The 19,730-nt window shown below is 55.0% G+C and carries 21 protein-coding genes; 8 read left to right on the top strand and 13 right to left on the bottom strand.

Features of this window, described 5'->3' with window-relative positions:
* The first annotated feature begins 75 nt into the window (after positions 1-75).
* From mdoG to RHN82_RS01510, 3 genes are all read left to right on the top strand, one after another.
* The gene (mdoG, locus tag RHN82_RS01520) at positions 76-1,629 is read left to right on the top strand and encodes a glucans biosynthesis protein MdoG (protein ID WP_047052421.1); all 1,554 of its coding nucleotides are present in this window, start codon (positions 76-78) and stop codon (positions 1,627-1,629) included.
* Entirely contained in the window at positions 1,622-4,150 is a 2,529-nt protein-coding gene (gene mdoH / locus RHN82_RS01515; RefSeq protein WP_047052422.1) for a glucans biosynthesis glucosyltransferase MdoH, read from the top strand. The genes mdoG and mdoH overlap by 8 nt, the downstream gene beginning before the upstream one ends.
* Positions 4,151-4,212: 62 nt before the next feature.
* A complete protein-coding gene (locus RHN82_RS01510) occupies positions 4,213-4,440 on the top strand; it encodes a YceK/YidQ family lipoprotein (protein WP_047052423.1) in 228 nt (75 codons plus the stop codon).
* 7 nt (positions 4,441-4,447) lie between these two features.
* On the opposite strand, the gene RHN82_RS01505 is transcribed toward RHN82_RS01510, so the two are convergent.
* The 3 genes from RHN82_RS01505 to RHN82_RS01495 all read right to left on the bottom strand — a co-directional run bounded on the left by RHN82_RS01505 (position 4,448) and on the right by RHN82_RS01495 (position 7,205).
* A complete protein-coding gene (locus RHN82_RS01505) occupies positions 4,448-4,822 on the bottom strand; it encodes a MysB family protein (RefSeq protein WP_003858026.1) in 375 nt (124 codons plus the stop codon).
* Positions 4,823-4,901: 79 nt separating this feature from the next.
* Positions 4,902-6,137: a multidrug efflux MFS transporter MdtG gene (gene mdtG / locus RHN82_RS01500; protein WP_047052424.1), complete on the bottom strand. Its 1,236-nt coding sequence runs from the start codon at positions 6,135-6,137 to the stop codon at positions 4,902-4,904.
* 141 nt (positions 6,138-6,278) lie between these two features.
* Positions 6,279-7,205 carry a Kdo(2)-lipid IV(A) acyltransferase gene (locus RHN82_RS01495; protein WP_047052425.1) on the bottom strand — a complete coding sequence of 309 codons (927 nt, stop codon included), beginning with the start codon at positions 7,203-7,205 and terminating at the stop codon, positions 6,279-6,281.
* A 218-nt stretch (positions 7,206-7,423) separates the two neighbouring features.
* Between RHN82_RS01495 and RHN82_RS01490 the strand changes: the two genes are divergently transcribed.
* Positions 7,424-8,473: a rhodanese-related sulfurtransferase gene (locus RHN82_RS01490; protein ID WP_032647970.1), complete on the top strand. Its 1,050-nt coding sequence runs from the start codon at positions 7,424-7,426 to the stop codon at positions 8,471-8,473.
* A 38-nt stretch (positions 8,474-8,511) separates the two neighbouring features.
* On the opposite strand, the gene RHN82_RS01485 is transcribed toward RHN82_RS01490, so the two are convergent.
* The 9 genes from RHN82_RS01485 to mdtH form a co-directional block, all read right to left on the bottom strand.
* The gene (locus tag RHN82_RS01485) at positions 8,512-9,090 is read right to left on the bottom strand and encodes a YceI family protein (RefSeq protein WP_022650779.1); all 579 of its coding nucleotides are present in this window, start codon (positions 9,088-9,090) and stop codon (positions 8,512-8,514) included.
* A gap of 1 nt (position 9,091) precedes the next feature.
* Complete coding sequence (locus RHN82_RS01480; protein WP_017384743.1) at positions 9,092-9,658, bottom strand: cytochrome b; 567 nt, start codon at positions 9,656-9,658, stop codon at positions 9,092-9,094.
* 226 nt (positions 9,659-9,884) lie between these two features.
* Complete coding sequence (locus tag RHN82_RS01475; RefSeq protein WP_003858014.1) at positions 9,885-9,998, bottom strand: YceO family protein; 114 nt, start codon at positions 9,996-9,998, stop codon at positions 9,885-9,887.
* A 50-nt stretch (positions 9,999-10,048) separates the two neighbouring features.
* Positions 10,049-11,167 (bottom strand): N-methyl-L-tryptophan oxidase, encoded by a 1,119-nt coding sequence (gene solA / locus RHN82_RS01470; protein ID WP_047052426.1) that lies wholly within the window; start codon positions 11,165-11,167, stop codon positions 10,049-10,051.
* Between the two features lie 114 nt (positions 11,168-11,281).
* Positions 11,282-11,536 carry a biofilm formation regulator BssS gene (gene bssS / locus RHN82_RS01465; RefSeq protein ID WP_015570838.1) on the bottom strand — a complete coding sequence of 85 codons (255 nt, stop codon included), beginning with the start codon at positions 11,534-11,536 and terminating at the stop codon, positions 11,282-11,284.
* A gap of 274 nt (positions 11,537-11,810) precedes the next feature.
* Complete coding sequence (dinI, locus tag RHN82_RS01460; RefSeq protein WP_003858011.1) at positions 11,811-12,056, bottom strand: DNA damage-inducible protein I; 246 nt, start codon at positions 12,054-12,056, stop codon at positions 11,811-11,813.
* 74 nt (positions 12,057-12,130) lie between these two features.
* Complete coding sequence (gene pyrC, locus RHN82_RS01455; RefSeq protein ID WP_017384740.1) at positions 12,131-13,177, bottom strand: dihydroorotase; 1,047 nt, start codon at positions 13,175-13,177, stop codon at positions 12,131-12,133.
* Positions 13,178-13,305: 128 nt separating this feature from the next.
* Positions 13,306-13,866 (bottom strand): lipoprotein, encoded by a 561-nt coding sequence (locus RHN82_RS01450; protein ID WP_023305855.1) that lies wholly within the window; start codon positions 13,864-13,866, stop codon positions 13,306-13,308.
* 98 nt (positions 13,867-13,964) lie between these two features.
* A complete protein-coding gene (gene mdtH, locus RHN82_RS01445) occupies positions 13,965-15,173 on the bottom strand; it encodes a multidrug efflux MFS transporter MdtH (RefSeq protein WP_047052427.1) in 1,209 nt (402 codons plus the stop codon).
* Positions 15,174-15,409: 236 nt separating this feature from the next.
* Here mdtH and rimJ point away from each other — a divergent pair, with 236 nt between their 5' ends.
* The 4 genes from rimJ (at position 15,410) to murJ (ending at position 19,245) form a co-directional block, all read left to right on the top strand.
* Positions 15,410-15,994, top strand: a complete 585-nt coding sequence (gene rimJ / locus RHN82_RS01440) for a ribosomal protein S5-alanine N-acetyltransferase (RefSeq protein WP_045349243.1) — start codon at positions 15,410-15,412, stop codon at positions 15,992-15,994.
* A gap of 9 nt (positions 15,995-16,003) precedes the next feature.
* Entirely contained in the window at positions 16,004-16,654 is a 651-nt protein-coding gene (locus RHN82_RS01435; RefSeq protein ID WP_047052428.1) for a YceH family protein, read from the top strand.
* A 2-nt stretch (positions 16,655-16,656) separates the two neighbouring features.
* Positions 16,657-17,580 (top strand): Gfo/Idh/MocA family protein, encoded by a 924-nt coding sequence (locus tag RHN82_RS01430; protein WP_047052429.1) that lies wholly within the window; start codon positions 16,657-16,659, stop codon positions 17,578-17,580.
* Between the two features lie 129 nt (positions 17,581-17,709).
* Complete coding sequence (gene murJ, locus RHN82_RS01425; RefSeq protein ID WP_045349245.1) at positions 17,710-19,245, top strand: murein biosynthesis integral membrane protein MurJ; 1,536 nt, start codon at positions 17,710-17,712, stop codon at positions 19,243-19,245.
* Between the two features lie 59 nt (positions 19,246-19,304).
* Here murJ and flgN read toward each other — a convergent pair whose 3' ends face one another.
* Positions 19,305-19,730: a flagella biosynthesis chaperone FlgN gene (flgN, locus tag RHN82_RS01420; protein ID WP_003858003.1), complete on the bottom strand. Its 426-nt coding sequence runs from the start codon at positions 19,728-19,730 to the stop codon at positions 19,305-19,307.

The raw sequence follows: 19,730 nt of genomic DNA, 5'->3' as shown, positions 1-19,730 counted from the left end.
TGTCGGATTGCCTGAGTTTCCATTAAAATGGATCGGATCGATATAAGCACACAAAGGGGGAAGTGCTTACTTATTATGAAACATAAACCACAAATGATGAAAATGCGTTGGTTGGGTGTAGCAGTGCTGTTGTCACTGTATACCTCATCTGCACTGGCCTTTAACATCGATGATGTCGCAAAACAGGCTAAATCGATGGCGGGCAAGAGCTACGAAGCGCCAAAAAGTAACCTGCCCTCCGTTTTCCGCGACATGAAATACGCGGACTATCAGCAGATCCAGTTCAATCACGATAAAGCGTACTGGAACAATATTAAAACCCCGTTCAAGCTTGAATTTTACCACCAGGGTATGTACTTCGACACGCCGGTTGCCATCAACGAAGTAACGGCGACCGCGGTACGCAAAATCAAGTACAGCCCGGATTATTTCAATTTTGGCGATGTGCAACACGATAAAGACACGGTGAAAGACCTCGGCTTCGCAGGCTTCAAGGTGCTTTATCCGATTAACAGCAAAGATAAAAACGACGAAATCGTCAGCATGCTTGGCGCCAGCTACTTCCGCGTGATTGGCGCGGGGCAGGTGTACGGGCTTTCTGCGCGCGGTCTGGCAATTGATACCGCGCTGCCATCAGGTGAAGAATTTCCACGTTTTCGCGAGTTCTGGATCGAACGTCCAAAACCAACTGACAAACGTCTGACAATTTATGCGCTGCTGGACTCCCCTCGTGCGACAGGCGCTTATCGCTTCGTGATCATGCCAGGGCGTGACACGGTGGTTGACGTACAGTCTAAAGTTTACCTGCGCGATAAAGTGGGCAAACTGGGCGTCGCGCCGCTGACCAGCATGTTCCTGTTCGGGCCGAACCAGCCGTCTCCGGCGACCAACTTCCGTCCTGAACTGCATGATTCCAATGGCCTCTCCATTCATGCGGGTAACGGCGAGTGGATCTGGCGTCCGCTGAACAACCCGAAACACCTCGCCGTCAGCAGCTTTGCGATGGAAAACCCGCAGGGCTTTGGTCTGCTGCAACGTGGCCGTCAGTTCTCCCGCTTTGAAGATCTGGATGACCGCTACGATCTGCGTCCAAGCGCCTGGGTGACGCCGAAAGGCGACTGGGGTAAAGGCAAAGTTGAGCTGGTTGAAATTCCAACCAACGATGAAACCAACGATAACATCGTGGCGTACTGGACACCGGATCAGCTGCCGGAAGCCGGTAAAGAGATGAACTTCAAGTATGCGATCACTTTCAGCCGTGACGAAGACAAGCTGCACGCGCCGGATAACGCGTTCGTGATGCAGACGCGTCGTTCGACGGGTGACGTGAAGCAGTCCAACCTGATTCGTCAGCCGGATGGCACGCTGGCATTTATCGTGGACTTCACCGGGCAGGATATGAAAAAACTGGCGCCGGATACTGCCGTGACGGCACAGGCCAGCATTGGCGATAACGGTGAAATCGTTGAGAACGCCGTGCGCTACAATCCGGTCACCAAAGGGTGGCGTTTGACCCTGCGCGTGAAGGTGAAAGATCCGAAACAGACCACTGAAATGCGCGCCGCGCTGGTCAGTAACGATAAGCCGCTGAGTGAAACCTGGAGCTATCAGCTACCTGCCAATGAATAATATATCTGAATATATTGATGCCATGCCGCTGACGGACATTGAAAAAGCGGCACTCCCTGCGAGCGACATCCGCGCGGTTCACACCGCGCTGGATGGTGAACATCGTCACTTTTCCCGTGATGATGATACGCCGCTGGGGTCAGTGAAGGCACGTCTGGAGCAGGCATGGCCAGACTCGCTGGCAGAAGGGCAGTTAATCAAGGATGACGAAGGGCGTGACCAGCTACAGGCGATGCCGAAGGCCACGCGTTCCTCCATGTTCCCCGATCCGTGGCGCACCAATCCGGTGGGCCGCTTCTGGGATCGCCTGCGTGGGCGAGACGTGACGCCGCGCTATCTGTCACGTCTGACCAAAGAACAGCAGGCGTCCGAGCAGAAATGGCGTACCGTAGGAACGATTCGTCGTTACATTCTGCTGCTGCTGACGCTGGCGCAGACGGTTGTCGCCACCTGGTACATGAAAACCATTCTGCCGTACCAGGGCTGGGCGTTAATTAACCCTGCTGACATGATTGGCCAGGATATCTGGGTCTCCTTCATGCAGCTGCTGCCGTATATTTTACAGAGCGGCATTCTTCTGCTGTTCGCCGTGCTGTTCTGTTGGGTCTCCGCCGGGTTCTGGACGGCGCTGATGGGCTTCCTGCAACTGCTGATGGGGCGTGACAAATACAGCATTTCCGCGTCGACGGTCGGGGATGAACCCCTCAATCCTGAGCACCGTACCGCGCTGATCATGCCTATCTGTAACGAAGACGTTGACCGCGTATTCGCCGGGCTGCGTGCCACCTGGGAGTCCGTGAAGGCGACCGGTAACGCGGCGCATTTCGACGTCTATATCCTGAGCGACAGCTACAACCCGGATATCTGCGTGGCAGAGCAAAAAGCCTGGATGGAGCTGATTGCCGAGGTGCAGGGTGAAGGGCAGATCTTCTACCGTCGTCGTCGTCGTCGTGTTAAGCGTAAGAGCGGGAACATCGATGACTTCTGTCGTCGCTGGGGTAACCAGTACAGCTACATGGTGGTACTGGATGCAGACTCCGTGATGAGCGGCGACTGCCTGAGCGGGCTGGTCCGTCTGATGGAAGCCAACCCGAACGCGGGTATTATTCAGTCCTCGCCAAAAGCGTCCGGTATGGACACGCTGTATGCGCGCTGTCAGCAGTTTGCGACCCGCGTCTACGGGCCGCTGTTTACTGCCGGTCTGCACTTCTGGCAGCTGGGTGAATCTCACTACTGGGGCCACAACGCCATTATCCGCGTGAAGCCATTCATCGAGCACTGCGCCCTGGCGCCGCTGCCGGGTGAAGGGTCGTTTGCCGGGTCCATTCTGTCGCATGACTTTGTGGAAGCCGCGCTGATGCGTCGCGCAGGATGGGGCGTCTGGATTGCCTACGATCTGCCGGGCTCGTATGAAGAGCTGCCGCCGAACCTGCTGGATGAGCTTAAACGCGACCGCCGCTGGTGCCACGGTAACCTGATGAACTTCCGCCTGTTCCTGGTGAAGGGGATGCACCCTGTTCACCGTGCGGTGTTCCTGACGGGCGTTATGTCGTATCTGTCTGCGCCGCTATGGTTTATGTTCCTGGCGCTCTCGACCGCATTGCAGGTTGTGCATGCTCTGACGGAGCCGCAGTACTTCCTGCAACCGCGCCAGCTGTTCCCGGTGTGGCCGCAGTGGCGTCCGGAGCTGGCGATTGCGCTGTTCGCATCGACCATGGTGCTGCTGTTCCTGCCTAAGCTGCTCAGTATCATTCTGATCTGGTGTAAAGGTTCGAAGGAGTACGGTGGTTTCTGTCGCGTGACCCTTTCACTGCTGCTGGAAGTGCTGTTCTCGGTCCTGCTGGCGCCGGTGCGTATGCTGTTCCATACGGTGTTTGTGGTGAGCGCGTTCCTGGGATGGGAAGTGGTGTGGAATTCACCGCAGCGTGACGATGACTCTACGCCGTGGAGTGAGGCCTTTATGCGCCACGGCTCTCAGCTGCTGCTGGGCCTGGTGTGGGCCGTTGGGATGGCCTGGCTGGATCTGCGTTTCCTGTTCTGGCTGGCGCCAATCGTCTTCTCGCTGATCCTGTCGCCGTTTGTGTCGGTGATCTCCAGCCGCTCCACGGTGGGCCTGCGTACCAAACGCTGGAAGCTGTTCCTGATCCCGGAAGAGTATTCTCCGCCGCAGGTGCTGGTGGATACCGATACCTATCTGGAGCAGAACCGCAAACGCACGCTGGATGATGGCTTTATGCACGCCGTGTTTAATCCGTCATTCAACGCGCTGGCAACCGCGATGGCGACTGCGCGTCACCGCGCCAGCCAGGTGCTGGAGATCGCCCGCGATCGCCACGTTGAGCAGGCGCTGAACGAGACGCCAGAAAAGCTTAACCGCGACCGTCGTCTGGTGTTGTTGAGCGATCCGGTGACGATGGCACGGCTTCACTACCGCGTGTGGTCCTCTCCGGAGAGATACTCTTCGTGGGTGAACTACTACAAGGACGTGAAGCTGAATCCGCTGGCACTGAAGGCGAAGTAACGCTTCTTTGCCCGCCAAATAAAATACCGGCTTAATCGCCGGTATTTTTTTAGAGGTCAGACATGAAAATAATCATTGTCGTCATGATGGCATGCCTGCTCAGCGGCTGCGGCAGCATTATCAGCCGCACCATCCCCGGGCAGGGCCACGGGAATCAATACTACCCCGGCGTACAGTGGGATGTCCGTGATTCCGCATGGCGCTATCTCACCGTGCTCGATCTGCCGTTTTCGCTGATTTTCGATACGCTACTGCTGCCCATCGATGCCAGCCACGGCCCCTACGAGTAGCGGTAACTTATCGCTCGTCCCATTCGTCCGCTGCGGCCTGACCCTCTTCGGTATCCAGCGGCGGTTCGAGCTGAAACTCACCTTCGTCCCATTCGTGCAGCGTATTTTCTTCCAGCCACTCCTGACGTAACTCAATTTCGTCATAGTCGCCGTCAAATACCGCCTGCGCACCTTCACCACTCAGTATCGGCAGACATTCACCGTCTTCACCTTCATCAGCAAAGAATTCGGCCTGCCACATAATATCGCCGTCCTGTAGGACGTATTTTTGGATATTGAGTTGTTGCACGTCAGCATCTTCTTCCTCAATGCCGGGATTATCGGCGAGGAACTCTTCGCGAGCGGCATCAATTGCTTCTTCCAGCGTGGCGTACATGGTCATTGGTGTCTCCCTGTTTTTCGTGAAGGTATTCAGGGAAAGAATAGCTGATTATGTGATTTTGCAAGTATGAATGCGAAAATTAGCCGTCACGATGTTGTCTTATTCGCGCCGGGCGTAGCGCCCGGGATAAGCTGAGCCACGAATAAACGGCGTTGAACAGCACGACGCCTGCCGTCACGATAAAGACCGCCCGGAAACCGAAACTGGCCGAAATCCCCGCGCCGACCAGCGGTCCGGTGACGTTACCCAGATCGCGAAACGACTGGTTATAGCTGAAAATACGACCGGCTATCTGGTTGGTGGAGTTATAGACCAGCAGCGTCTGTACAGCCGGGAGTAGCGCACCATCCGCAGCCCCCAGCAGGAAGCGCAGGACGCCGAGTTGCCAGGGAGACTGCACCATCGCCATGGGGATCAGCAGCAGGACGGAGACGATCAAGGCGCAGATCAGGATCTTTTCCGGGCCGATACGGTCTCCAAGCTTGCCGAGCCGCGGCGCGCTCAGTAGCGCGGCCACGCCGGGAACAGAGGCGATCAGGCCGCTGATAAAGGCGATGTTGCTGACGTTTCCCGCCAGATCGCGGACATAGAGCGCCAGTATAGGCGCGATTGAACCGGTGGCCACCTGGATAATCATGGTGGTTACAAACAGACTCAGCACCAGCTTTGGGTTTTTCAGCGAGGCCAGCACATCCCGGGCGTGCAGCATCTCTTTTTTGGCCACGGGCGTGAAATTCTCGCGGATACAGATAAGCGTCACCAGGAAGCAGAGGAACAGCACGCTGGCGGTAATGAAGAATACTGGCCGCAGTCCGTAGTGGTCGGCCAGCAGCCCGCCCGCCAGCGGACCCAGCAGTGCGCCGCTTACGCCGCCAGTGGAGAGCGTGCCCAACGCCCAGCCGCTTTTCTGGCGCGGAATTTGGGTGGCGATCAGGGCGTTGGCATTGGGGATAAATCCCCCGAGCAGACCGAGAAGGGCGCGTAATATCAGGAACTGCCAGACGTTCTGCGCCACCCCCATCAGCAGCATAATGATCGCCATGCCGAGCGCGGAGCGCAGCAGCATAATTTTGCGGCCTTTGCGATCCGCCAGCCCACCCCAGAACGGGGACGCAATGGCGGAGAACAGGAACGTAATGCTGAACACCAGGCCGGACCACATATTCAGGGCACTATGGCCGGTAACGCCAAGCTGTTCAACGTAGAGGGGCAGAAAGGGCATCACCAGGCTAAAGGCGGCGCCAGTAAGAAAACAACCCAGCCACGCAACCGTCAGGTTACGTTTCCAGTTTATGGGAGCATCTGTGGGGGACATAACTATCCGCATAATGAGGTGCAGGGCACCATGGCCAGTGAGGTAGTAAGCCTGCTAATTATGCGCCCGGGTTATGATTGCCGCAATGACGGGGAGCTTTTAAAGCTAAAACAACATGCGGCCCGGAAGGCCGCATGCAGGTTAATACCGGGAAGGGACGCCCTGAGGCCGGGTTTTAAAGCGGCGATGCAGCCACATGTACTGCTCCGGCGCGAGCATAATGCATTTCTCGACAACGCCGTTCATCCAGCGCGCGGTGGTTTCCGCATCAATCAGCGGCGGCGCGAGTTCCGGCTCCAGCATGATGAGCTGATAGCCTGAACCGTCTGGTTTACGGCGCGGTACAAACGGCACGATAGCCGCTTTGGACATTCGCGCCAGCATCCAGGTCCCGGTGGTCGTCGCGGCCTCTTCCACCGCAAAGAACGGAACAAACACGCTGGATTGCGGGCCATAGTCATGATCCGGGGCATACCAGACCACTTCACCTGATTTCAGGGCGCGGATCATCCCTTTCAGGTCTTTGCGGTCGATCATGCTTTTATTGGAGCGCATGCGTCCGTTGGTCTGGATCAAATCGATCACCGGATTATCGTTAGGACGATAAACCCCAATTCCCGGCGCCTGCATGCCGAACATGCGCGCGCCAATTTCGAGCGTCAGGAAATGAACGCCAATCAGCAGGACGCCAGTCTGGTTGGCCTGAAGAGTATGCACCGGCTCCATGCCGGTCCCGGCCACTTCCGTCCAGCGCGCCATGCGCTTATCCGACCAGAACCAGGCCATACCGGTCTCCATCAGCCCCATGCCGACAGATTCGAAGTTTTTAACCACCATGTCGTGGCGCTCAGATTCACTCATCTGAGGAAAGCAAAGCTCAAGGTTACGATACGCGATCCTGGCGCGACGCTTCATAAACTGCTGAGCAATGCGGCCCAGTCCTTTACCCATGCGGAAAATGACGGGATAAGGCAGCTGTACAATTAGCCACAACAAGCCAATGCCTGACCATGTTAACCAATAGCGGGGATGCAAAAGCGCGGCAGTAAATTTCGGTAACTGGGTCATGTCTGTCCTGTGTTCTAACGTCCTGAAAGGCTATTGTCTCATTTTTTAAGGCATAGCCAAAATGTCTGTCATCGAAACATGAAAGAATATGCAAATGTTAAGTCTGATTAATCAGGTTGACTGAAATGTAGCGTAAATTGTGTGGATGTAAATTGTCTTTGTTTGCTATATCATGCCGACCGATTTTTATTTCTCAACGATTGCAGGACTTGTACACCATGCCAGTGTTACACAACCGCGTTTCGAATGAGATGTTGAAAGCGCGTATGTTGGCCGAAACCGAACCGCGCACAACGATCTCTTTCTATAAGTATTTCACCATCAACGATCCCCAGGCGACCCGCGATGCACTTTACCAGGCTTTCACCGCCCTGAACGTGTTTGGTCGCGTCTATCTGGCGCGTGAGGGGATTAACGCGCAGATCAGCGTGCCGGAAAGCAAGGTTAGCGCCTTCCGCGACCTCCTTTACGGGTTTGATCCGGCGCTTAACGGCTTACGCCTGAACATTGCGCTGGATGATGACGGTAAATCATTCTGGGTGCTGCGCATGAAGGTGCGCGAGCGTATTGTGGCGGATGGCATTGACGATCCGAGCTTTAATGCTGCTAATGTGGGGGAATACCTCAAGGCCGCTGAAGTGAACGCGATGCTCGACGATCCGGATGCGGTGTTCATCGATATGCGTAACCACTACGAATATGAAGTGGGGCACTTCGAGAATGCGATGGAAATTCCTGCCGACACCTTCCGCGAGCAACTGCCGAAAGCGGTTGAGATGATGCAGGAGCATAAAGACAAAAAAATCGTGATGTACTGCACCGGGGGGATCCGCTGTGAAAAAGCCAGCGCCTGGATGAAGCACAACGGGTTTAATAAAGTCTGGCACATTGAGGGTGGGATCATTGAATATGCCCGCCGCGCCCGTGAGCAGGGTTTACCGGTGCGTTTTATCGGTAAAAACTTTGTGTTTGATGAGCGTATGGGCGAGCGAATTTCAGAGGACGTGATCGCGCACTGCCACCAGTGCGGTACGCCGTGCGATACGCATACCAACTGCAAAAACGACGGGTGTCATCTGCTGTTTATTCAGTGCCCTGCATGTGCCGAGAAGTTTAACGGCTGCTGTAGCGAGCTGTGCAGTGAAGAGAGTATGTTGCCTGAAGAAGAGCAACGTCGTCGCCGTGCCGGACGCGAGAACGGGAATAAGATCTTTAATAAATCCCGGGGCCGACTGAATACCAAACTGGGTATTCCGGACCCGGAGTAAAACACTGCCCGGCGGCTTGCAAGCCTGCCGGGCCTGTTTTATGACTTCTGCTGAACGCCTTCCACCGAAATAATCAGCTCTACATCCTGCGATGCCGGGCCTAAATCCGTGGTGATATTAAAATCTTTCAGATGAATTTTGCCTGCGGCTTCAAACCCAGCACGTTTTCCGCCCCACGGATCGTCGCCCTGTCCAATTAATTTGGCATCCAGTGTGACCGGTTTTGTTACGCCGTTCAGCGTCAGATTACCGGTAATAGCGAGCTTATCACCGTCTTTCTTCACCTCTGTCGACGCGAAAGTAGCTTGCGGGAATTTGCCCACGTTCAGGAATTCAGCGCTGCGCAGATGTTTATCACGCTCGGCGTGATTAGTGTCGACGCTATTGGTATTAATGGTGACGTTCACTTTATCGGCAGCAGGATTTTTCTCGTCGAAAGTAAATGTGCCATCGAAATCATTGAACGTGCCATATAACCAGCTGTAACCCAGATGCTGAATACGGAAATTGACGAAGGCATGCTGGCCCTCTTTATCAATTTTATAGTCGGCGGCCAGGGCCGAACCGGTGGTAAATAACAGCGAACCTAATGCGATACCCAACAGGCGTTTTTTCATTTTATGCTCCAGAGTCAACTGACGAACGGCCAAGCATGCGCTTCAGCGTATCGTCTTTATCAATAAAGTGGTGTTTCAGGGCCGCAAGGCCATGCAGGACAGACAGGATCACCACGCTCCATGCCAGCCACAGATGAACCACACCTGCGGTGTCAGCCTGTGAACCGGCGTCAGCCAGCGTGGCTGGGACGTCAAAAAGCCCAAACACGCTGATCGGTTTACCGTCTGCGGTGGAAATGAGATAGCCGCTGATCAGAATGGCGAACAGCAGGGCATAGAGTGCGATATGCGCGCCAACAGCGCTTATGCGGGTAAGTCGGCCATGGCTTTTGGGCGCTGGAGGGGGCGGAGAGATATGTCGCCAGATCACGCGAAAAACCAGACCCATCATCAGCAGAACCCCAATGCTTTTGTGCAATTCGGGGGCCTGATGATACCAACCGTCATAATAGCTTAATGTCACCATCCACAGGCCGAGACCAAACATGGCATAAACGGCAAGTGCAAATAGCCAGTGTAAACACATGGATATTATTCCGTAGCGACGGGAGGAGTTACGCCATTGCATATGAATTTCCGTTCTCAAATGACTGAGCAATAAAAATGGACGGGTTAAATAAATAATGCAACTGAAAAAAATGAATAATGTATTTTATTTAATTTATTTCAGCGAATTTGAATATGTTTCCGCAATGTATTTCAATCGCTTCGTTCAATAAATTTGAGGGGACGTTTTTTAAAAAATATAAGTTAAATAAGTTTAAAGGAGTGTCAATAAACGTCAGCGCGAACTTTCAGAAGAATACAATATAGATAACGTCAATGATCGCCAGAAGCGACCAAAGAACAATGTAGAGCATGAAATGCTCGCGGATGTTATTGATAAGGTAATTTACCAGTCTGCGCATCATGCCCCTCTCGCTAAACAGGCCCCGGTTATTCGGAGCCTGTAGAGGTATTATCGGTCAAAGCGCGAGAGCGCGAAGGGCTTGAGATCAAACGAAGGCGCGATCCCCTGAGCAAACTGGGCGGCGATTTCACCTAACACAGAGGCAAATTTAAACCCGTGGCCGCTGAGCCCGGTTATGAGCAGGGTGTTGTCGTGTCCCGGCAGGGTGTCGATGATAAAGTCTTCATCCGGGGTGTTGTCGTAGGTGCACGCTGCGCCGTAAAGCAACCCGCCTACGCCCGGCAGGATATTACGCAGGAACGTGAAGGCTTCGGAACCATCCTGCGGATAAGCGCCGTACGGCTTGCGTTCTTCCGCAGAGGAAATTACCTGCCCGCCGTTATGTTTGCCAATCTTGAGCGCGTCTTTTTCCGAGGGAAAACCGTAGAACTGGTCGCCATTGGGTAACTCGCCTGTAAACGCCGAGAATTTGTTCTGACTGCTGTACCGCCCGTCAGACTGGAACCAGGAGAAGACTTTTCGCACCGGCTGGATGGGCAGGTCCGGCAGCAGTTTCGTCACCCACGTTCCCGCACTCACCAGCAGACGCGTGGCGCTATATTCACCTTCAGAGGTGGTGACGGTTGAACCCCCGGCATGGTGGGTGATGCCCGTGACCGGACAGTTAAACAACTGCGCGCAGCCCGCTTTGGCGGCGAGATCAATCCAGGTCTTAATGGCCGTTTCGCTGTGCAGTACGCCAGAGTTGGCTTCAAACAACCCAATGTAGTCTTCAGGGACAGAAATTTCCGGCCAGCGCGCCATGATGCCGTTCGCATCCAGACGCTCGACGTCCAGGCGGTAGGCTTTCGCGCTCTCCTCGACGGTCGTCAGAAAGGTGGAGCTGGCTGGCCCCAGGTTAACGACCCCGGTGCGCTCAAAAATGCGTTCTTCGGTGAGGGCGGCCAGCTCATCCCACAGCGTCTGAGCCCGAAGCACCAGCGGTACATAGCGTTCACCTTCGCCGTAAGCGTGACGGATCAGACGGGTATCGCCGTGATGGCTTCCTTCAGAGTGGGGAGGAAGATGGGCGTCAATCATCAGCACATTCAGACCCGCCTGCGTGGCGTAATAACCGGCGGCAGATCCTACGGAGCCGCTTCCGATAATGATTAAATCGTATTTCATAGGCTTCTCTTTACTAACGCTTTGTTAGCAGAGTAATTAACTATGTGGGCTTATACAAGAACGAAATAAATAAGGCACCGCGAGGGTGCCTGTTGAGTGAAAAGGGGCATAAGGTCAATGCCGTTTATACTCATTTTCCTGATAGTCGCCAGATTCTATTTTTGCGATGCCTGCTTCTAAAATAGAGATAAACTGACGGGCGACGTCTGTTGTAAGCCACAGCGTCTGTCCAACTTCCGCTTCGTCACGGTTTTGCTGATTTGGGGTCTGGTAGTGCAAACGCAGCATCAGCGCATCGTAGCTGTCTACGGTGCTGATATCCCAGCCAACAAGCGGATGGGTCTGGATGACTTCACTATTCTTTTCCATTATAACCCCCTTAATGCGTGTTAGAAGACAACGACTTTGAGGTTCAATGCATGTTTTTCTGAAAGCAATTTCAGTATATCAATTAATAAGGGTTCAGAAGGAAAAAATAAACGGGTAGCAACACATTTTTCTGTTTTTTAGGATTGTTCGAACAATAAAACACCATCTTGTTCACGATTTTCTAAGAAGATGCTGAAATATTTTGAACTTTCAGGAGACGAAACGAAAAAAAGCCGGGGCGACCCGGCAAAAAAACACAATGAGGGAGCAAATTTTAATCAGTGATGAACCAGTCGTCGGCGCTTTCCCATGTTTCCTGCAAAATTTCGCTGATGCGTTCTTTGTCTTCTTTCGCGCCGCCGATGACGGAAAGATGGTTTGCTGTCGCATAACGTACCGTTACGGCGCCATCGTTTTCAGGAAAAGTGCTGTTAATACGTCGGGATAGTTCACCCGCCAGAGCGTCGAGTGCGCCAGCAGGCAGGACGGTGGATTTGGCTATGGTGACTTCGATACGCATAAATGCCCCCTGTGTAATATACTGTTTATTTATACAGTTATATTGTCGCTTTGACAACAGGGGGCGCGATTATTTTAGCGTTTTACCGTCCAGTTTACGGTTTCACCGGCCAGGAAGGGGATCAGCGTATCGTCGGTGAGCGCAATCGACGCTTCAACCTGGCTTTCTTTGCGCTCAAGCTCAATGAACGTGTCATTAACCGGCAGACCGTAGAAGCGCGGGCCGTTAAGGGAGCAGAAGGCTTCGAAATGGTCTAACGCATTCATCTCTTCAAACACGGTTGCGTAACTTGCCAGGGCGGTCGGGGCGTTAAAACAGCCTGCACAGCCGCAGCTCGCCTCTTTACGGTGACGGGCATGCGGGGCTGAATCCGTGCCGAGGAACGCGCGCGGGAAGCCGCTGGCGACCAGCTCACGTAGCGCCTGCTGGTGGATGTTGCGCTTGAGGATCGGCAGACAATACAGATGTGGGCGAACGCCGCCCACCAGCATGTGGTTACGGTTAAACATCAGGTGCTGCGGGGTGATGGTGGCGGCAATCAGCTCGTTTCCATCCCGGACATACTCTGCGGCATCTTTGGTCGTAATGTGTTCAAACACCACTTTCAGCCCCGGAAGACGCTGGCGCAGCGGCTCCATGACCGTTTCGATAAAACGTGCTTCGCGATCGAAAATATCAATGTCAGCGTGGGTCACTTCCCCGTGCACCAGCAGCGGCATGCCCAGTTTTTGCATACGCTCCAGAACGGGCATGATGGCGTCAATGCTGGTCACCCCATGGCTGGAGTTGGTGGTGGCATTCGCCGGGTAGAGCTTCGCGGCGGTGAACACACCTTCGTTAAACCCGCGCTCAACTTCATTCGGATCCAGCGAGTCCGTCAGGTAGCAGGTCATCAATGGGGTAAAATCGTGTCCGGCCGGAACGGCGTCAAGGATACGCTGGCGATAGGCAATCGCGGCCTCGACGGTAGTGACTGGCGGAACCAGGTTAGGCATAACAATCGCACGGCCATAAATTTCGCTGGTATACGGCACGACGGTTTTCAGCATGTCGCCATCACGAAGATGGATATGCCAGTCGTCTGGGCGGCGGATTTTGAGAACCTGGGATTGTACAGTCATGGAAGCTCCGGCTTGAAAGAGATCAGTCATAAGAGGGCTGTTTTTGCCGGACACAAATCATAAGCGGAAACGTTTTCGTTTGCACACTATTCCGTTAAAAAAAACGGGCGCCTGAGCGCCCGGAGTGTTTAGTCGGTGAAAGGAATGATGATTTCACCCGGCTTCACCTCTATCCCTTTGGCATATTTTTTCGCCAGGGATTCGCCTTTGCTCTTGTCTTCGCTCAGAACATAGGCAGGCTGTTGGTTAAAGTAGTTCTGCAACGACTGGTTGAGATACGGCATCAGCGTTTGCAGCACCGGTTTCATTTTATCCGGCGTCACAACCGCATCGACGATTTCCATCTCTTGCAGGAATATTGCCCCTTTCTCTTTATTAAAGACCGGCAGCGCCTTGAGCTTCAGCTTGATATCCGCTTTCTGATTGCCGAAGAGCGAGGTCATATCGAGGCTGGCATCGCCGGAAAGGGTGACTTTGTTAGGCTCCTCGCGCCCAATCTGGCTGGCGAGATTCGTCAGGACGATATGCGCATCCGCAAGGCCGGGCACGCCGATATCTTTTGAAAAGTTATTATGTTTTTCCAGCGCCTGATTAATTTCCTGCTCACTGACGGTGTACTGCGTAAGCTGGTTACATCCCACCAGCAGACCACTGACAATTAACGCAGCGGCAATAACGATCTTTTTCATGGCGTTCCTCAACATAAAATCGGCGCATCTGTCCTGATACGCCAGTATGTCAGGGTGATCTAACAGAAACCAGCAGAAAAAACTGATAGTGAAAGGGGTCAGGCGCCAGGCTCCAGCATCCCGCGGGTGCTGCGTTTATCACTGAACTGCCACCAGAGGGCAATCAGCGTCATAAAGCCGACCATGCCGAGCATGACCCACGGCAGCTCCGGCTGATGGAGCGCTTTTCCGGCATCAAACAGCCAGCCTCCACCGGTGTAACCCAGTGCGCCGCCAAGCGCCAGTCCGAGACGGCTGAAGCCCATGTAGCTGCCCCGGGCGCGGGCGTCGGCAAGTGACGCACTCAGCGTTTCACGGGCTGGCTCGGCAATGATTGAGCCAATATAGAAGGTGCAGATGAGCATAAACAGTTGCTGGAGTGAGCTCACCAGGCCGATGGGCATCATGCTCAGTGTCATCAGCAACAGCCCGGCCATCAGACAGTGCTCAAGCCGGAAACGGCGCTCGCTCCAGCGGGCAATCGGATAAAGCAGCGTCAGTGAGAGGCAGGCCTCAATGGCATACATCCATTTCACCGCCGCCGGCGTGCCGGCAATATCGTTAACCATAATGGGCAGCATCAGCATGACCTGCACGGCGAGCATGTAGTAGCCGGTCAGGGTTAACACATAGGTGACGAAGCGTTTATCGCTCAGCACACGGTCAAGCCCTTCCCGCACAGGCGCCTTCACCGTCGACAGCTTCCATGCAGGCAGAAACAGACCGTTAAACAACGCGCAGAGAATAAACAACACCGCGCCGGTGGCGCAGACCAGGCGGAAATCGTATTGCAGCAGCCAGCTTCCCAGCAGGGCGCCCACCACCGCGCCAGCGCTGTCCTGCATCATCAAAATCGAGAAGAAGCGCCCCCGGTGTTGCGGACGGATAAGCTTCACCACCAGCGCGGTACGCGGTGGGTCGAAAAGGGTGCCGCCAATTCCGGAAAGGAAACAGGAGAACCACAGCAGCCAGGGTTCATGAGCGATTGCCATGGTGGCGAATCCCGCCGCACGTAACAGCATGCCGGTGACGATCATCGGTTTCGCGCCGAAGCGGTCGGCTATTGCGCCGCCAAACACGCCCAGCCCCTGTTGTACAAACTGGCGTAGACCCAGCGCGATCCCGACCATCAGCGCCGCCCAGCCCATTTGATCGACAAAACGAATCGATATCAGCGGAAAAACGACAAAAAAGCCGAGCACGACCAGCATGTTATCGACGAGCAGGAAATATTTACCCAGGCTCCTGGCCTGTGATACGCGGGACATTTTCCCTCCAGGGAAAATAAAAGGTGAGCACGCTAACATTCTGCGGTGTCGCCGCGCTTTTTCCCATACCCGCTGGCGACAATATTTTTTTATCAAAAAGGTGCTTTGATAGAGAGTTCTCATCGAAAAATGTGAAAAGCGATCAAAATGGTATGTCACTGTTTTCACAGAAGGCACAGGCGCAGGTATAGTAAAGCTAACAGGCAGAGCAGAAGCGACGGGAAGGAGTGGTAACGATGTTTGGCTATCGCAGTAATGTGCCAAAAGTGCGTCTGACGACGGACAGGCTGGTCGTTCGTCTGGTGCATGAGCGTGATGCCTGGCGTCTGGCGGATTATTACGCCGAGAATCGCCAGTTTTTAAAACCCTGGGAACCCGTTCGGGACGAGAGCCACTGCTACCCCTCTGGCTGGCAGGCGCGCCTTAGTATGATTACGGAATTTCATAAACAGGGAAGCGCGTTTTATTTCGCGCTTCTCGATCCGGAAGAGAAAGAGATCGTTGGCATTGCCAATTTTTCAAACGTGGTACGCGGGTCGTTTCACGCCTGCTATCTCGGGTATTCCATCGGCCAGAAATGGCAGGGGCAGGGGCTCATGTTTGAGGCGCTGACGGCGGCGATTCGCTACATGCAGCGCACGCAACATATCCATCGCATTATGGCCAACTACATGCCGCACAATAAGCGCAGCGGCGATCTGCTGGCCCGCCTCGGGTTTGAGAAAGAGGGCTATGCCAAAGATTATCTGCTGATTGACGGCGAGTGGCGGGACCATGTGCTCACCGCACTCACCACGCAGGAGTGGACCGCGGGTCGTTAAGGAGAAAAAATGAAATATCAGTTAAATGGCGCCGAAGCGCGCGTGATTGGCTGCCTGCTGGAAAAGCAGGTCACGACGCCGGAACAGTATCCACTGTCCGTCAATGCCGTCACGATGGCCTGCAACCAGAAGACGAACCGTGAACCGGTGATGAACCTTGGCGAGCACGAGGTGCAGGATATCCTTGATGAGCTGGTGAAGCGCCACTACCTGCGCACCGTCAGCGGCTTCGGTAATCGCGTCACTAAATATGAACAGCGCTTTTGTAATTCCGAATTTGGCGATTTAAAACTCAGCGCTGCGGAAGTGGCGGTGATCACCACGCTGCTGCTGCGCGGGGCGCAGACGCCGGGGGAACTGCGCACGCGCGCCTCCCGCATGCATGAGTTTCAGGATATGCAGGACGTTGAAAAGACGCTGGAGGGGCTGGCCTCACGCGAGGACGGTCCTTACGTGGTGCGTCTGCCCCGCGAGCCGGGCAAGCGTGAAAGCCGCTACATGCACCTGTTTAGCGGCGACGTGGAGGCCTCTGCGCTGGCCGTCGAATCTGATACGCCAGCATCAAACGACAGCCTGACCGCGCGCGTGGCAGCCCTGGAGGACGAGGTCGCCGGGCTGAAGCAGCGTCTGGATGCGTTACTCGCACATCTGGGAGATTAATCGTGACAACATTACGCATTGGTGTTGTGGGGCTGGGAGGGATTGCGCAAAAAGCCTGGCTGCCCGTTTTAGGCGCCGCGTCCGACTGGACGCTGCAAGGGGCGTGGTCGCCGACCCGCGAGAAAGCAGAGCGCATCTGCAAAACCTGGCGCATCCCTTATGCCGGTTCGCTACAGGATTTAGCCCGTGAATGTGATGCGGTATTTGTGCATACCTCAACCGCGACGCACTACCAGGTGGTGAGCGAGTTGCTGAACGCAGGCGTTCACGTCTGCGTGGATAAACCCCTGGCGGAAAATGTACAGGATGCTGAACGACTGATTGAGCTGGCCGCGCGTAAAAAGCTGACGCTGATGGTCGGCTTCAACCGACGTTTTGCGCCGCTCTATCAGCAGCTTAAAGCGCAGTCCGGCTCGTTCGCCTCTCTGCGTATGGATAAGCACCGTACCGACAGCGTGGGGCCGAACGATCTGCGTTTCACGCTGCTGGATGATTATCTCCACGTCGTGGATACGGCACTGTGGCTGAGTAATGGAAAAGCCCAGCTGCAAAGCGGCACGCTGCTGACCAACGAGCAGGGTGAGATGGTTTACGCCGAACATCATTTTGCCGTTGAGCATTTGCAGGTGACGACCAGCATGCATCGTCGGGCGGGCAGCCAGCGCGAGTCCGTGCAGGCCGTTACGGATGGCGCGCTGTATGACGTCACCGATATGCGAGAGTGGCGGGAAGAGAAGGGCAATGGCGTGATCGCGTTACCCGTTCCCGGCTGGCAAAGCACCCTGGAGCAGCGTGGCTTCGTGGGCTGCGCGCGTCACTTCATCACCTGCGTGCAGAATCAGACGGTTCCTGAAACGTCCGGGGAGCAGGCTATTCTGGCGCAGCGCATTGTGGAACGACTCTGGCGCGAAGCCATGTCGGAATAACGCGTTGTAACATCTGCCGATAGTAATTCGTTGAAATCCGGTTAGACTAAGCGCCGCTTGTTGGCTTTGCCGGGTGGCGCTAACGCTTATCCGTCCTGGAAATCCGTAGGGTTGTGGAACTTCACGTTAATGAACTTATTAAAATCGCTGGCGGCCGTCAGCTCGATGACCATGTTTTCCCGCGTGCTTGGCTTTGCGCGCGATGCCATTGTGGCAAGGGTTTTTGGCGCCGGGATGGCGACTGACGCCTTTTTCGTCGCCTTTAAGCTGCCAAACCTGCTGCGCCGTATTTTTGCCGAAGGGGCCTTCTCACAGGCATTCGTTCCGATCCTCGCAGAATATAAAAGCAAGCAGGGCGAAGATGCCACCCGCGTCTTTGTGGCCTACGTTTCCGGATTACTGACGCTGGCGCTGGCGATCGTGACCGTCCTGGGGATGCTGGCAGCACCCTGGGTGATCATGGTGACGGCGCCGGGTTTTGCAGACACGGCGGATAAATTTGCCCTGACCACGCAACTGCTGCGTATAACCTTCCCCTATATTCTGCTGATTTCGCTGGCGTCGCTGGTGGGTGCCATCCTGAATACCTGGAACCGCTTCTCCGTTCCGGCCTTTGCCCCCACGTTCCTCAACGTCAGCATGATTGGCTTTGCGCTGTTCGCCGCGCCGCATTTTAACCCACCGGTGCTGGCGCTGGCCTGGGCCGTGACCGTCGGCGGCGTGCTACAGCTTGCTTACCAGCTTCCGCATCTGAAAAAGATCGGCATGCTGGTTCTGCCGCGCATTAATTTCAAAGATGCGGGCGCCATGCGCGTTATTAAACAGATGGGACCGGCGATACTCGGCGTGTCCGTCAGCCAGATCTCGCTGATCATCAATACCATCTTCGCCTCTTTCCTGGTGTCGGGCTCGGTGTCCTGGATGTACTACGCCGACCGTCTGATGGAGTTTCCATCCGGGGTGCTGGGCGTGGCGCTGGGGACTATTCTGCTGCCGTCACTGTCGAAAAGTTTCGCCAGCGGCAACCACGATGAATACTGCCGCCTGATGGACTGGGGCCTGCGTCTCTGTTTTCTGCTGGCGCTGCCAAGCGCGGTGGCGCTGGGGATCCTGGCAAAACCGTTGACGGTGTCGTTGTTCCAGTATGGAAAATTCACCGCCTTTGATGCCGCCATGACCCAGCGTGCGCTCGTAGCCTACTCGGTGGGGCTGATGGGGCTGATTGTCGTGAAGGTGCTTGCGCCCGGTTTCTATTCACGTCAGGACATCAAAACGCCGGTTAAGATTGCCATTGTGACGCTGATCATGACGCAGCTGATGAACCTGGCGTTTATTGGACCGCTGAAACACGCGGGGCTGTCATTGTCGATTGGTCTGGCGGCCTGTCTGAACGCCGGGCTGCTGTACTGGCAGCTGCGCAAGCAGGATATCTTCACACCGCAGCCGGGCTGGGCAGGCTTCCTGCTGCGTCTGGCGATCGCGGTAGTAGTGATGGCGGCCGCGCTGGTTGGCATGTTGTATGTCATGCCTGAGTGGGCGCAGGGTACCATGCCTTACCGCCTGATGCGTCTGATGGCCGTGGTGGTGGTCGGGGTGGTGGCGTACTTTGCCACGCTGGCGGTGCTTGGCTTCAAAGTGAAAGAGTTCACCCGCCGCACGGTATAAACGCCAAAAGGGGAGTTCACCAGAAGGTGCTCCCCGCTTCATGACGTGCCGCTACTGCGTCAAATCGAAATCTTTTTCCCGCCCGTGATACGTGCCGTGGCCGTCTGACCATCCGCACCGTACAGCCCTGGCTCTTTATAGGGCTTTAACACCTCAAGCGCCTGCTGATTACGGATAATCTGACCTTCCAGCAGCCAGCCGTTATGCTGGTTGAGATCGCGAAGATGCTGGGTTTTTTCTGTAATGGTCTGCCAGCGTTCGTTGATCTCATCATTGGCGCTGCGTTTCGCGTCTTGCTCAGCGCGTCGCTGTTTTTCCAGATAATCCAGGGTCGCCAGCAGCGAGCTTTTATCTTCAGTAATGCGTTGCAACGCGCTGCCGTTGATTTGACCAGAAGAGAGGTGGTGCTGTTCGGCATCCATCACCGTTTTCAGGTCGTTCAGGACCACCGTCATCTGATCCAGTATTTCTGACAGTCGACTCAT

The sequence above is a fragment of the Enterobacter cloacae complex sp. EB5 genome (assembly GCF_031432835.1).
GTDB lineage: Bacteria > Pseudomonadota > Gammaproteobacteria > Enterobacterales > Enterobacteriaceae > Enterobacter > Enterobacter hormaechei_C.
Note: the sequence above shows the minus strand (reverse complement) of the source record. Positions and strands in the feature narration are given on the sequence as shown.